Origin of the sequence: Mycoplasma imitans ATCC 51306, from assembly GCF_000518305.1 — a bacterium.
In the GTDB taxonomy this organism is placed as follows: Bacteria; Bacillota_I; Bacilli_A; order Mycoplasmatales; family Mycoplasmoidaceae; genus Mycoplasmoides; species Mycoplasmoides imitans.
Map to the genome: position 1 here is coordinate 32,455 of NZ_JADI01000007.1, position 15,694 is coordinate 48,148.

A 15,694-nucleotide genomic window follows, 5' to 3' on the forward strand; every position below is an offset into this window, starting at 1 on the left:
TTGGCTTTTAATTAATCGCCAAGATTTTTTTTATTAAATAAACCGCGTGAAACAACAAAAACCATTTTGAGTCTATTTTGCTTTTTTAATTAGACAAATTATTAAAAAACCTTTCGTTTGAGCAACTTTTGGCACTCATTTTGCAATGCTTTTGGTGATTTTGTTAATCTTTCCCTTATATCAAAAAACTTCACCTGCTAACTATTGGAATAATCCAGTAATCCATGTATCAACCTTTTTAATTCCGGTCGCTTCAATCTTTGGAATCATGGTTGCGATGTTCTTATTTAAGGATGGTGTATCTGATGGAACTGAGATTATTGTTATTTCCAAACCTGTATCACGGAAGATATATGTATCAGCAAAGTTTTTAGTATTGATTTTAACGTGTTTGGTCTTTAGTTTTTTATTGATTTTTAGCGCTTTGATTGCTAAGGTCAATCCCGAGTTTAAACTCCAAAATATGAAAGACTTAATGTTAGGAATTTTTATTGGAAACTTTATTAACTCGTTATTTTTTGGTTCGGTTTCAATTCTAATTTCATTTGGTTTATCAAAAAACAGCACAATTGTAATTGTGTTCTTGGCGACATTCTTAATGAATTTCCAAACACCCTTATCAGCTTTGTTTTTCAAATCACCTTCAAGGGTGTTAAGTGATTCACAACATGTTTTGGTTGATCGTTCATTATTAACTAATCAATTAAATAAAAACAACCAACCAGTTGGACAAAATATTGTTTATGAACCTAATCCAACTAAAAGTGATCAAAATATCAAACAGTTATATGAGCAAGCAGAAGCAAGCACTTTTTTTAACCAATCATTTTATTTCAATTTGGGTAACGCATTAAACTCAATTTACAACCTTAACAGCTTATCTTACGAAAATAGTGGTAACATCAGTTTCTTACCCTCTAACACGCGCATCATTTTTGATCGTGTATTTGATCCAAACGATTTTTACAACATTAATCTATACGTACAAAGACCAAACGAAAACGGATTATTACAACTACAACAATACAAAGTTTTCTTATCATCTCCAACACCTGAAAAATCATCAACGTCGATCATTCGTGTAATCGATCCACCTAAGTATAGTTATTTAGATGATGATCAAAATAACTATACGGTTAAAACTGCTGATTTTGATCTTTATAAAAAGAATGAAAATAATGATGATTTATTAGCTGAAACCTATAAGATCTTTTATCAAGATGTATTCACTTCAAATAAAAACAGTCAACAACGTTCAATCGCAACATTATTATCATCGTTATTTGATAAGTATGCTAATGAAATTAGCAATCTGAACAATCTAACTCTTAACGATTTAATCGTTAAAATTTCACCAGATCTAGCAATTCTAAATGACTTGTTGCGTTCACCAAACTTGATGTATGAATTTACTAAAAACTTTGAACAATCTGATGCAAAAACTAATGAACAAAAAGCTATCAACGCATATAAAAAACGAGTGAATTTATTCTATGCGTTGGCTGATACGAATAGTTTAGCAAAGATCAAGAAGTTTAAAAAATACACCCAAACGATCCTTGATAATGATAAGTTATTTGATCAACTAAAAAACTTTAGTCTGCAACAAATTATTGATAATAATTTAGCTAACAACCTTTTTGTTAAGTTGTTATTACAAAACTTTTTAAACAATTTAGATTTAAAAGATTTAACAGTTAATGATTTAAAGATATTGTTCTATCAACAGCTCTTTAATGAGTATGTAGCAATTTACATGACCCAACTTGTTAGCATCTCTCAAATTATTGAACAGGTTGAAGGTAAGGGTAAAAAACGTGATTATTATATTAACTTATATCCCAACGCAATTCGTCAAGATCAACTAAATGATACTTATGTAATATCTAAAAAACCAATCGTTAACCCTTGATTAATTGTGCTAATTTTATCACTAATTTCAATTGGACTATTAGGCGCATCATCTGTACTATATTATTCAAAAGACTATGCATAACGACAAGATTTTAGAAGTTATTAATTTAACCAAACAATTTAAGAAAAAACAACCGCCGGTGATTAACAATTTAAATTTTGTTGTTAAGAAAAACCAGTATCATGTTTTTATTGGTGCTAATGGAGCAGGTAAAACCACTACGATTAAAACAATTATTGGCGCATTCAAAAAGACGAGCGGAATGATCTTAATTAATAGGGTTGATAGCACTAACCCACAAGCAAGAAAGGCAATTGGTTATGTGCCTGAAGTTTCGCGTTTTGCTAACACGCTAAACACATTCCAATATTTAGTTTGAATGGGACGTTTGTCAGGATTATCTACAGTTGAAGCCGAAAAAAAAGTTCACAGTAAACTTGAAGAGTTTAATATGATCAAGTTAGCAAAAACTAATCCAAACAAATTTTCTTCTGGTCAGAAGAAAAAAATCATCTTGATTCAATCTTTATTAAGTGATCCTGAACTATTAATCTTGGATGAACCAACTGCTAACTTAGATCCTAAAGCAAGAATGGAATTCATGGATTTCATTAAACAACTACAAAAACAATCTCAAACATCAATCTTCATCTCATCACACGTACTAACTGAAGTTGATCAGTATGCTGATAGTATCACCATTCTAGATGGTGGTAAGGTTGTATTCAGTGGTGATCTTAATGAGATTAATCAATCTAATAGCAAATACAAAAAGTACATTCTAAAAGTAAGCGATCAACAAGCTGCAATCAAGATCTTGAATAAGACTGGATTTAACTGGATTTATAAAAAAGATAAACAAGTGTTCTATCTATATTGCAGCGATCAATTAAAAATTGATAATTTGTTACACGATCTGATTCTTGAAAAGAATCGAATTTTTGAATTTAGAGAACATCAGTTCTCAATTAATGAAATATACGAACAATACATTAAGATTGGTTCGGTGCAAACTAGTAGATAAGTTGATCCAAGCTTTTAATCCTGGATATTTAAATTATTAGTTTACAAATAATTTAAATTTATTTTTATTAGAGCTTTTAAATAATCGTTAAACTAATTTTTATACTAGAAATAATAATTATAAAGATAAGTAAAAACATGAACCAAGATGAAATATAGATCTCATATTTATCATTTCAACTCAATTATTCACCAATTCAATTTTTAAGCTTAATATTGATTAATTCAAGGTGTTGTTTAAATTTTATTTCAAGAAAAAAAGACCGTTTTTTTAGCTTAAAAAACGTCCAAAATATCAGAACGGATTGTTTTTGGAAATCAATCGAATCAGCACCTAATTTTTAATTGCTATACATCAAACAAAAAAATACTGATAAAAACAGCTAGGTATTTTGATCTTTTAAGCTATCAAAGTTTCATAAAAAAATAATGTATAAAATACCAATAAATTAATCAATAAAACAAAATAAATATGTGTAATTAATTAAAAAAGTGATTCAGGTCTTTTTTTTAGCAATCTTACACATCATAAAATATCAAGATACATTAATATGAAGCACTCCAATACCTTTTTATTTATTCCAGCAATTAGTGAAAAATTCTTAACAAAAAGTTTAACACTAAGTCCTTATTGTTTGATCTACGATTTAGAGGACAGTGTTCTAGCAAAAGATAAAGAGTTAGCACTAAAACAACTTGGTGATTTTTTAGCTTTAAATGCTAACAAAATTAACGACGTTAAAATAGCAATTCGATGCAATCCAGAGAACTACATTAACGAATTAACTTATCTGTTTAATAAGAAAATTAATTTTGATTATATTGTTTTACCTAAGTTCGAAAGTCGTGTTGTTTTAGAAAACGCAATTGATTTTCTAAAAACAAGAAACGCTGAACAAAAACTAATTTTAATTATTGAATCTGCAGTTGGATACCATGAGATTATGCAAATTAAATTAGCTAAAGAGCAATCAAATTATTTTTACGCAATCTTTTTAGGTACAAATGATCTTTCGTCTGATTTAAATTGTGAAATTGAATCAGAAGTAGTTAATAAGGTTAAATTAGATTTAGCATTATATGCTAAAGCTAACAAAATCATTTATATCGATGCTCCTGAGTTTGATATCAACAACCAACAAAAAGTTATCGATATATGCAAATACAATAAGAAAAATGGAATTACGTATAAAGGTGCAATTCATCCCAAACACATTGAATGAATTGATTCAGTTTATTTAGTAAGTGAACAAGAATACTTGAGAGCAAAAAAAATAATTGAAATCTTAAATGAAAAAGGCGCTTCTAATTTAGGTGGCGAAATGATAGATATAGCAAATATTGAAAAAGCAAAATACATTATTAAAAAATACGAGGAGCAAAAATAATGAGCGATACATCTAAAATAAGTCGATATAAAAAAGTGGGTGAAAACCGCTACCGTGAAACTACTGGTTTATATTACGAAGATTTTAACGTAGGTGATATTTTTGAACACCGCCCAGGAAGAACCGTTTTAGACGTTGATAATGTTTGGTTTACATTATTAACATTAAACCCCCAACAAGTACACTTTGATCAAAATTATGCTGATAAAACTGAATGAAAGAAACTATTAGTTGATTCAACATTTACTTTAGCGTTAGTTACAGGAATGTCTGTAAATTCAATTAGTGGTAAGGTAGTTGCTAACTTAGGATGAGATGAAGTGCGGTTAACCAACCCGGTATTTGCGGGTGATACGATTTATGCTGAATCAACAATCTTATCTAAACGTGAATCTAAAAGTCGTCCAACTCAAGGAATTGTAACTGTATTAACACGCGGCATAAATCAAGATGGTAAAGAAGTTATTAGCTTTAAACGTACTGTTTTAGTACATAAACGTGATAATAACACAATTGAAGATAAGACTAATTATTAGGATTTTAATTAAACGAATTAGGTTATAAAAATATGAAAGACGTACACGCAATCTATAAAGAGAAACTAACAACACCCGATAAGGCGATTGAATTAATTAAAGACAAAACTCGTTTTGCTTTTCCGATGCATTTTATGCAACCAAAAGCTTTGTTTGAAGCGATTGCAAATAAAGCTAGAAACGGTGGTTATACCAGACTTGATGCTTATTATTTCTCTTCAAGAGAACACACTCGAAATACAATTTTAGATTGAGATTTAAATAAGATTATTGTTCCTCACTCGTTTTTCATTAGTGAAATTGAAAGAAAGATTAACGCTAAGATTGATCAAGAAAATGGCGAAAAACGCGTAATGTTCCATCCTTGCCATTTCTCTCAAGCACCCAAAGTATTTACTGAAGTGATTAAGCCAGACACATTTGTTACGATGGTATCACCAATGGATAAATTTGGTTTTATGAGCTTAGGTTTATCAAATGATTATGCAAGCGCTTTAGTTAAAAACGTAAAAAATTTAATTGTTGAAGTGAATGAAAATGTTCCATATACATATGGATCTGAAAACGTGATTCACGTTTCGCAAGTAGCTGCGATTGTTGAAAACAACGTTCCTTTACTTGAAATGCCTGATACTGAACCTAAAGAAGAAGAGATTAAGATTGCTGAAACGATCGCTAAGATGGTACCAGATGGTGCTACGATTCAAATGGGTGTTGGTGGTTTGCCTAACTTAGTTTGTGAAAAGTTAAAGAATCATAAAGATTTAGGAATTCATACTGAAGTATTAACAAAGGGGATGATTCACCTAATTCATGCAGGTGCTGTAACAAACACTAAGAAAAATATTAACAAAGGTAAATCTGTTTATACGTTTGCAATTGGTGATAAAGAGATGTATGAATTATTACATCGCAACCCAACCTTATCAAGTTATCCAGTAGATTATGTTAATGACCCTTCAGTAATTGCTAAAAACGATAACGTAATTAGTATTAACTCAACGATCGAAATCGATCTAACAGGAGCGTGTAACTCTGAACACTTAAAAGGTCACCAATACTCAGCTTCTGGTGGACAATTAGACTTTGTTAGGGGCGCATATTTATCTAAGAATGGTAAATCAATTATCGCACTAACTTCAAGAACATCAAATAAGAAGTTCTCAAAGATCGTTCCCAAACTAAGCGGACCAGTAACAACACCAAGAAATGATACTCACTGAGTGGTTACTGAATATGGTGCAGTAAACCTAAAAGGTTTATCAAGTTCAGAAAGAGCAGAAGCATTAATCAGTTTAGCTCACCCAGATTTTAGAGAACAACTAAGAGCAGAAGCTAAGAAGTTAAACATTTTATAAAATAAACTTGTTCATTTTTTAAATCACGAAAATAAAACCTTATGACTAAGATCATAAGGTTTTATAATTTACAGATCGTTTTAAATTGAAGAAAAGTCTTCTTTTAGATAGTTATCAACATCATCTTCTAAGATCTGAATTCTTTTAGCACCAATCGCCTTATTGGTATTATCATCAAACTGCATTAAAACAGCGTTGAATTGCGCTCCTAGTTTAGAAACTTCTAAACTAAATCTAGCATGCGGGTGTAAGAATTTTGTAAGCACGTTTTGCGCTTTAGCACCAATAATACTTCCATAACCAGGACCACACATTCCCACATCAGTTACATATACCATTCCTTTGGGAGTAACTCTTAGATCGGCTGTTGGAACATGAGTGTGGGTTCCTAAAATTGCAGAGACACGACCATCAAAATAAACCGCTAAAGCATTTTTTTCACTAGTTGTTTCAGCATGAAAATCAACAATATGCAGATCATCATCACTCATCTTAATTAGATCATCTAGACAATAAAACGGATTGGTTAATTTGAAATTCAGTTTTACCCCTTCACCTAACAGGTTGGTAATTCTAATTCTTTTATTATTAACTTGGATAACATTTGTTCCTACACCAAGATCTGCATATTCAAAGCTATCATGCAGATTTAGTGGGCGAACAATATTAGGTTGATTCTTTAAGATCTCTATCACTTCTTTTTTAGCCCAGGTATGATTGCCCATCGTAAAGAAATCAATACCATAACTCATCAATTCATCGTAATGATCTTTATTTAAACCTTTACCATGAGTGCAGTTTTCTGCATTAGCAATCACAAAATCTACTTGATGTTGTTTTATCAAGTTTTTTAGATGTTTCTTAATGATCCTTCGACCATTATTTCCAAAAATGTCTCCTAGAAAAAGAATGTTCATAATGTTTTCTATATCAAATTAATCAATACAAAATATCTGATCAATTTGAAGATCATGATCATAGATTTCAAATTGATCATTCAGCATAAAATCATATGCTATAGCTATCTTGTAATTGCTATATTTTAAATTATTAAAAAATCTATCATAGTAACCTTTACCATGTCCTAGCCGAATTTTGTTGGAATTATATCCAACAATCGGAATAATAAATAAATCTAGATTGTTATTTAAATTGTTTGGATTGGCTAGTGGTTGTTTAATCTGAAATTTCGTATCAAAGTCGAAATTCAAGTTGTCGATCAGATAAAAGTCCATTAGATCATTATCTACTCTAGGTAGATAAATCTGATAACCATCATCTAATAGAAGATTAATTAAATCAGTAGTTTTATATTCATAAAATAAACTACTAAATAATCCAATTTTTTTAAAATTTTGACGCTTTATAAATTGATAAACTAAATTAGTTAATTGCTTATCAATAAGTTGCTTATTAGGTGTATTAGCAAATTGTTTTGCTAATTCAATTAGCTGTTTTCTTACTATTTGCTTATTTTGCATAAGTAATCAGTCTGTGGTTTTTAATTAGATCTTTAGTTCCAGCTTTTTTATCTTTGAAGCTAACCTTAATTGTTAGATCATCAACTTCTCTTACAATTCCTTCACCATATAATTGGTGATAAATGATCTCACCAACAAAATAGTTATGCTCAACTTCATTAGTGGAATTTCAAGCATCTAATTTAGATGATGATTTTTTAGAATTAAATCAGCCATCATCATCTGTTAAAAAATTGTGTTTATCAAAATAATTCTTAGATTGATCTTGCTTATCAAGGACTAAATCACTTAATTCGTATAAGAATCTAGAAGGTTGGTAAGATTCTTTTGATCGCGCATCATAATCTTGGTTAGAACATAATCAAAGGTTGTGTTTAGCTCTAGTATAAGCCACATATACAATTCTGCGTTCTTCAGCTAATTTAGCTTTGCTATTTGTTGCAGCAATAGCACGACTGCTTGGTAAGATGTTTTCATTCATATTAATAATAAAAACATTTTTAAATTCTAGACCTTTAGCGCTGTGAATTGTCATTAACTTAAGTGCATTCTTGTTATATGTTGGTTGGTTATTATCAAGATCGCTTTCAAGTGCTAGATTTTGAATAAAATCATTAATTGTTAATTTCGTATCAAAATCTGCTTCGTATTCTTTTTCATATTTGTTTAAGAAATCGATAAACTCATTAACGCTATCGTGCTTACTTGTCTCGGTTAAATGATCATAATAATTAGTTTGTTTTATTATTTCATTTAATGTTTGATAAACCGTTCAATTGCTTTGATTTGCACGTAATTCATCGATCATTTTTTTAAATTTTTGCGCGCTTTTTTTAACATTTGGTTTTAATTCAGATTCATCTAAATAATCAAGCGCTTCATATTCGGTAATATTCTTTTTATTAGCTAACTGTTTGATGATACTAACACTCATATCACCAATCATTCTTCTTGGTGTGTTGATAATACGATCAAAAGCAATGTCATCATTAGTATCAACTAATTTAAGATAACCGATTAGGTCTTTAATTTCTTTTCTTAAAAAAAATTTGTAACCACCAAAAATCTCATATGGGATACGATTTTCTTTAATTAATCGTTCTAAAGACACTGAACTAAAATTAGTTCGGTATAAGATAGCAAAATCACCATAAGTATAATCTTTAGATGCAACTAATTCTTTAATTTTATCGATAACAAAACGGTTTTGGTACTCAATATTACTAAAATTAATTCATATTGGTTTTGTTCCTAAATCAGTTAAATCATGTGATAATAACGATTTAAAATAACGTCTATTGTTCATCTTAATTGCATCGTTAGCTAAATTCAAAATGCTTTGTTTTGAACGGTAATTTTGCGTTAAATACTTAACAACTAAGTCGTTAAAATCAAATCTAATCGAGTCACCAATTTCACTATGAGCACCACGTCAACCATAAATAGATTGATCAGGATCACCAACAAATAAAAAGTTGTGATTTTCTTGTCTTAGTAGTTTTACAATCTTATACTGAATTTCGTTAGCATCCTGAAACTCATCAACTAAAATAGCATCATAACGTTTTTGTCATTTTTTAAGAACAACAGGATCATTTAAAAACAGATCATAAGCAATATTTAATAGATCATTAAAATCAATTGCATTAAGTTCTTTTAAAGCTTTTTGATAATCGTGATAAAAGTTATTTAACGGTTGTACTAAATTGGGGGTGATGATGTGATCTTCACCCAGTTTATTAAAGTCTGATGATAAGAATTCAACTAAATCTAAGTTATAAGTTTTAGCATCATTAATAATACTCATCACCTTTGCTTTTTTAAAATCAGCATATTGAGTGTAATAATATTCGTATTTTTGTGATTTTAATAAATCTTCAACCAATTTAGCTTGATCAACTTCATCTAAGATATTGAATCGATCGTTTAAACGATCGATATTACTAACTTCTTCTCTTAGAACTTGTGCACAAAAACCATGAAAAGTTCTAAAGTTTACTTGCGCTTTTTCTTGATTAAGTAAACGTTCAAGACGATGCTGCATTTCTTTAGCAGCTTTATTAGTAAATGTAATTGCTAATATTCGATATTCTGGAATATGAAAATGCTCAATTAAATAAGCTATCCGAGACGTTAAAACTTTTGTCTTACCAGTTCCAGCACCAGCTACAACAAAAATTGGAATTAAATCACTTGTAACAACATCGTACTGTTGCTTGTTTAAAGATTTTAGATAATCCTGCATAATTAAAGGTCGTTAATTTCAATATTCCCTGGTAGATTGATATCAATCTTATTACTTTTATTTTTATCTTCAACTTGTTGATATGCATTGGTATTGGTTTTAAGATCAATCATAACTAAACTAGCCATCTTATCATGTAATGTTAGTTTTCTCGAATTTATTGCAACAAAGATAAAAATAACAAATAAAATGATTGCATAAATTGCATAAATTCCACGGAAAAAACTAACAAAAATAATAAATTTAACCGGTTGATCTAATATGTTATTTTTAATAAACAAACCAAGAATTTGTTTTTGTTCATTATTGTTAAAAGCAAACAATGATAATCCCATTAAAATTAAAATAACAACTAAAAATAAATAGATCAACAAATTATGTAAAAACAAGTGCCCTAAATATTTTTTTAGTTTAGTTCGTTCTACTAATTGAAGTTTAAACGCTAACCTAAATAAAGTCTTACCTTTAGTAAGTCACGGAACTAAAATAAAATAACTGCTATAAATTAAAAAGCTAATCAAACCAACTAATAAAATATAAAGACCAACCGAATAATTAGTTCAAAACTTTTCAAATAAAAAGTTGATTAAATAATTTAAACCCATGCTAATTAAACTTGCAAATACTAAATCAAAAAATCCAGCAAATATTCTTTTAGTTGCTGAAGCTAGTTGGTATTGAGTTTTAGTCTTAGTAGTTTCGTTATAAAAAATAACGTTCATTATTTATCAGCATCAAACTTTGCTTGAATTCAAGATAAACGCGGTTTAAACTTGATGAAGTAGTTCTTTCAATTTGGATTATTAATTAATTCTAAGAATTTGTTCTTTTCATACTTAGGGTATAAACGTAAAACTAATTCTCTTGCGATCTTAATCGCATTGCGTTTATCTTTATCTGGGAAATTTGAATTAATTACCAACGAAATGAAATGATAAAACGCCATAATGATCGCACAAAACTCCAGTTTATCATAATAACTTTCATTCCAGTCATTATATGTTTTTAATTGGTTGAACTGATTGATTTGAAATAATACATCATAGATGTTGTTGTTCAAATTAATCTCATTTCTTCTTTTAGCTAAGATCATTTTTAAAGCTGCAACCTTCTTAGCTTTTCCATATACTTTCAAGATAAATATTCCTGGTTGGTAGTGAGTAACATTGAACTTAATCTTGTTATCAACTAATAACTTTGTTTTAAACACCTTATCATAGAAGTTTAATGAATGATTAGCAATCAGATCAACACTAAATTCATCATAAACAATTAACTTGTTTTCTTTATTGCTTGTTGAATCTTTTTTCTGGTCATAAAAAGCAGGTTCATCAATCAAGTAATTGATTACATCAACATCATCATCTAAACTTTCAATAGCTGCACTAAATTCGTCTAAGAAATTTTGCTTAAAAATAATTAGTTGATTAGTAAACAAGGTGTACTTCTCATTTGCTACTCTAGCACCTAGATTGTAAGCTTCGCTCATTCCTAAAGATTGTGAAACATTCACAATCTGGTAATTGAGATCGCTATGCTTACTTAATTCATTTTGTCAAATCTTAATCACACTCTCATTAACATCATCATTAATAAAGATTAATTCATGATCTTTGAGATTGCTCATACTAAATAAAGAATTTAAAGAATTCTTTAAATTGATCACTTCTTGACTTAGATAGTATATAATGGATAACTTTGACATAATTCTATTTATTATATAACATAATAAAGTAGTTCTTGGATTCTCTTTTTTAATTTAAATTAAAAATTTATAATTGATTTGTTTGATATGGAGCTAATTAATAATAAAAACGAAAACAGTTGTAATCTTGATATAAAAAACATTGTTAATTTCAATATTCAAAAGATTAACAAGAGTTTTTTTGATTCAAATCTGTTTAATAGTTCATCACAAAAAATTTCTAAGAAAAACTACAAGTTATTAAAAGCTAATAACGAAGAGTTTTTTGATGTTCAATCACTATTAAATGAAGAATCGATTGGTGATATTATTAATTTTTCTTTAAAGAAGATTAATAGTATTATTGGTACAACAAATCTAAACCACTTTGATGTGATTCGCCATGATGAATATGGTGAAGCGGTTTATCTTAATATTTCTAATATTAACAATGATTTTGAGATTGAAGCAAAAAAATCGCAAGATTTAAGATTTGTTTTTGAAATGTATGTTGAAGATTATTCTTATCTTAAACAGTATTGCGATAAGATTCAGATCAACATTTTGTTTGATGAATCTAACCGAATTATTTCGGGTAATTTTGTTTTTTTCAAGCAAGCTGTTGAAGTTGATCTTGAACAATTAATTAAGCACGTATATCGCAATTATTTTGTTAAAAATTTTATTAAAGAGCACTTTATGAATAATTCCTTAAGAAATCAGGTGCGCTTGTTTGAAGATTTAACTATTAATAAAGAAGATAAATCAATTTATTTAACTTCGAAGTTTAAGAGTCAATTTATCTCAACTTTACATCATATCGACGAAGCGAATAATTTGCATATAGATCATGAAGAATTTTTTTACGCGATAAATATCTTAAACTTTATCATTTTAATGATCTACGAAGATCTTAAAGCTTTTTTTCAATCTAAAAAACCGATTAGTTTTTTAGATTTTATTCAAAGAAAAACTAACTTGAGTAACGTTAAATCTAATACTCATGCTGAATTAGATTTCTTAAACTTATTCAATTATGTAAATAGTAAATACTTTTTTAATCACGATCTAGATTTACATCAAGAAGAAGTAGACAACTTAGAAGACGCATTAGATCTGATTAATGAGTTTTATGATCTTTATCAATTCGAACAGCGTTCGTTATCTGATCAAATTTTAAACTTTGAGATCTCTTTAACAGACCATAAATTAGAAAACTATAACAAGATTATCTTGCTATTAATGTATCCAGAATTATTTGGATTAGATAATGTTGAATACGTTAATTCAAAATTTGATCAACTATTAGAATCATTTACTAATTTTCATATCTATGATAATATTGATTATCAAAAAAAACACGATGCAGTTTTATGTGAATTAAATCCAAACTATGAGTGTTTTATTAATTCAAATAAAGATTTTTTAATTATTAAAAGTAATTTTGAATCGCTCAATTTATTTGAAATTTATAACTGAGCGTTGATATATGAAAACTTATATGAAGCTAAGTACATAAGTATTTCAAATAAATTCTATAAACTAAAAAACACTCAACCTCAGATCATGAGAGTATTGTTAAACCAACTTGATCAGTTAAAATACTATACTGCTAAAAAGATCTATGGACTAGGTCATATCGAAATTGTTATTAGTAAATTGTTAAAATACAACGATTTTGATAACACGATTAATCAGTTCATTAAAACGATTAACCGTGATGATCAGATGTATGGTAAATCTAAAGAAAGAAAATATTTGATCCTAGGGATTATTTCTGCATTCTTATTTGGTGTAATGGACTTCTTAACAACAATCTTTTCAATCTTACCAGTTACTCAAGACGATTTAAGTATTTCGGGTAAAAATATTCCCAGTCTAGTTGTTATTAGTACAGGAACATTGTTAGCATCGATTTTACTAATCATTTTAACAGTTAGTTATTTTAAGAAAAAGCGGCAAAAATAACTGATTTTAGCAAAGATATAAACTTTTTTAACTCATCATTATTATTAAAAATATTACATAATTATTCGATATGGATTTTGACAAGAAAATTTTAGAAAAACTAAGCATTAATACAACTTATCCTTTTTATATTGACAACGTTAATGTCAAGTTTTTTAACAGTTTACAACAGCACCCAAATAAGTATTTTGTTAACAAAATCCTACCTAAAATTAAGACCAAACTTGATGAAGAAGAGTTGGAAAAACTTAAAGAATTAGATGATCTAACAAGAAAAGATCGCATTAAATTGATGCTTAACTTAGCACTTAAAAAAATCGTTTCAAAAACTGGATCATCTAATAATGACTTCTTTAAGGTTTTAGGTTATGATCAATTTCACGAACCACTATATATTGCTGAAAAAGAAGTTGTCGTAAACGAACTAATTCATAATGAATATGAAGAACGTCGATATAAATATTTTATTGACGTAAATAAGGATAGCTATCTTTATCAATACGCTCACAGAATTGATCTATGGTTCTATCTTAATGAAGAAAACAAAATCTTATCTGGTTCATTTAGTTTTGAAGTATTAAATCTTCAAGACGATTCACTAAACGAAGAATTAGTTTATGAAAAAATTTATTTAATTTCGCTAATTAAATATTTTATTTACAAACAAATTTCACCACTATCACTAAACAACATTATTGATATCATTGATAATGATGATTTTTTATCAAATTTTGATAAGAAATCTAACAAAGAACAACAAAATAACCTTAATAAAAATATTTATAAGAAATCATTAAGTTATGAAGTGTTAAAAAGTAACTGAGATAATTTAATTACTGATAAATTCTTATCACACAAAGATTACGATCAAGAAAAAAAGAATCGCATTAAAGATGATTTATTCTATGCGATCATGAATCTAACAATGATTAATCTTGCATTGTATCAAGAATTAAAGTCTTACTTTAACTCAGAAAATCCAGAATTAATCTTAAGCATCTTAAAAAACCCAACTCAGATTAAAAGCGACCCGGATCAAAGACCTTTTAATGATTTTATTGAGTTATCAAAACATTTAAAGAACAGTTACATAAAAAAGAATTCAACTAAAATTGATTGAAACAAAATTGATGACATTGATGGATTAGTTAACGCGGCTAAAAAAGAGCAAGCTGCCCAGGACTATGAGGCATTTAATACATCAATTAACTTCTTAGAATTGCAAGTAAAAGATCAAGAAGTATTTGCTTCATCAAGTGATTTTTTATTAAAACATCAATCAATCTTTTTAATCTATTCATTAATTATTAATCCAAATAGATTTGGATTAAACTCAAACACAACACAGATTGTTAAATATAGTGATTTGATTAAGAACTTAAAAAATATGTATATTACTGAAGGTTCAAAAAAAACAATCATCAAGGATATTAATCAATCTGAAGTGGAGATTAATAAGAACTACATTAGTTTTATTAACTCTTCTAATGATTTTGTAATCATTAAAAAAGATAACCGACAGTTACTTAATTTTTATGTATGAGCAATCATTTATTCAGAAAGTCGTAAGTGGATCCACCACGATATTGAATACGACTTTAATAATGACCGAATTGTTAAGACGTCTAATTTTTATCGTCAAAAGATTGAAGCTCTTGAAAACTTAAAGTTTGACTGATACGATGATTTTTATGGGATACCTGCAATTAAAATAATAGTTAAAAAGATCGACCAGGTATCAAGCATTAAATCTTCAATTGATATTTTAGTGGGTACGATTAAACAAAAAGACGCACTGCTTAAAAAGGATTTTGAAAGAAAAACGATGGTAATCGCTTATGTGGTTGCTCTATTCATTGGGTTTATTAACTTCTTTGGGATGATCTTTACGATTCTTGCAGTAACAAAACCAGAAGAAGGTTTAACAACAACCAACATTATCGTAATTAGTATTGCTTCATTATTAATTAGCTCCTTGATTGGAATTATTAGTTTCTTCTTATTTAAAATGGCCAGAAACAATCGCTATTACAACCCCAAAAAGAAGAATAAAAAATAAAAATGCAACTAAAAAAATGACTAGGTAATTTACCTAG

Annotated in this window: 12 protein-coding genes; 7 read left to right on the forward strand and 5 right to left on the reverse strand. The window is 28.3% G+C overall.

The genetic code is table 4. The features are described 5' to 3' along the window. Window positions 1-46: 46 nt before the first annotated feature. The 5 genes from P690_RS0100645 (at window position 47) to P690_RS0100665 (ending at window position 6,220) form a co-directional block, all read left to right on the forward strand. A complete protein-coding gene (locus P690_RS0100645; protein ID WP_027121878.1) occupies window positions 47-1,996 on the forward strand; it encodes an ABC transporter permease in 1,950 nt (649 codons plus the stop codon). Beyond that, window positions 1,989-2,939, forward strand: a complete 951-nt coding sequence (locus tag P690_RS0100650) for an ABC transporter ATP-binding protein (RefSeq protein ID WP_027121879.1) — start codon at window positions 1,989-1,991, stop codon at window positions 2,937-2,939. Before P690_RS0100645 ends, P690_RS0100650 begins: the two co-directional genes overlap by 8 nt. Before the next feature lie 550 nt (window positions 2,940-3,489). Continuing rightward, window positions 3,490-4,326, forward strand: coding sequence for an HpcH/HpaI aldolase/citrate lyase family protein (locus P690_RS0100655; protein ID WP_027121880.1), 837 nt, complete (start codon window positions 3,490-3,492; stop codon window positions 4,324-4,326). Further along, window positions 4,326-4,862, forward strand: coding sequence for a MaoC/PaaZ C-terminal domain-containing protein (locus tag P690_RS0100660; protein ID WP_027121881.1), 537 nt, complete (start codon window positions 4,326-4,328; stop codon window positions 4,860-4,862). The genes P690_RS0100655 and P690_RS0100660 overlap by 1 nt, the downstream gene beginning before the upstream one ends. 32 nt (window positions 4,863-4,894) lie before the next feature. Then, entirely contained in the window at window positions 4,895-6,220 is a 1,326-nt protein-coding gene (locus P690_RS0100665) for an acetyl-CoA hydrolase/transferase family protein (protein WP_027121882.1), read from the forward strand. 80 nt (window positions 6,221-6,300) lie between these two features. Here P690_RS0100665 and P690_RS0100670 read toward each other — a convergent pair whose 3' ends face one another. Genes P690_RS0100670 through P690_RS0100690 form a run of 5 tightly spaced genes read right to left on the reverse strand, consistent with a single transcriptional unit; the run spans window position 6,301 to window position 11,678 of the window. Beyond that, window positions 6,301-7,137, reverse strand: coding sequence for a TIGR00282 family metallophosphoesterase (locus tag P690_RS0100670; protein ID WP_027121883.1), 837 nt, complete (start codon window positions 7,135-7,137; stop codon window positions 6,301-6,303). 18 nt (window positions 7,138-7,155) lie between these two features. Further along, the gene (locus tag P690_RS0100675; RefSeq protein WP_027121884.1) at window positions 7,156-7,701 is read right to left on the reverse strand and encodes a 5-formyltetrahydrofolate cyclo-ligase; all 546 of its coding nucleotides are present in this window, start codon (window positions 7,699-7,701) and stop codon (window positions 7,156-7,158) included. Next, entirely contained in the window at window positions 7,691-9,946 is a 2,256-nt protein-coding gene (locus P690_RS0100680) for an ATP-dependent helicase (protein ID WP_027121885.1), read from the reverse strand. The genes P690_RS0100675 and P690_RS0100680 overlap by 11 nt, the downstream gene beginning before the upstream one ends. Window positions 9,947-9,948: 2 nt before the next feature. Beyond that, window positions 9,949-10,668 carry an RDD family protein gene (locus tag P690_RS0100685; protein ID WP_027121886.1) on the reverse strand — a complete coding sequence of 240 codons (720 nt, stop codon included), beginning with the start codon at window positions 10,666-10,668 and terminating at the stop codon, window positions 9,949-9,951. Further along, entirely contained in the window at window positions 10,668-11,678 is a 1,011-nt protein-coding gene (locus tag P690_RS0100690; RefSeq protein WP_027121887.1) for a glycosyltransferase family 2 protein, read from the reverse strand. Before P690_RS0100690 ends, P690_RS0100685 begins: the two co-directional genes overlap by 1 nt. Before the next feature lie 60 nt (window positions 11,679-11,738). On the opposite strand from P690_RS0100690, the gene P690_RS0100695 reads away from it, so the two are divergent. Both P690_RS0100695 and P690_RS0100700 read left to right on the forward strand, forming a co-directional pair. Continuing rightward, a complete protein-coding gene (locus tag P690_RS0100695) occupies window positions 11,739-13,598 on the forward strand; it encodes an MPN337 family protein (protein WP_027121888.1) in 1,860 nt (619 codons plus the stop codon). Window positions 13,599-13,668: 70 nt separating this feature from the next. Beyond that, on the forward strand, window positions 13,669-15,657 hold the full coding sequence (locus P690_RS0100700; RefSeq protein ID WP_027121889.1) for an MPN338 family protein: 1,989 nt from the start codon (window positions 13,669-13,671) through the stop codon (window positions 15,655-15,657). Window positions 15,658-15,694: the final 37 nt, after the last annotated feature.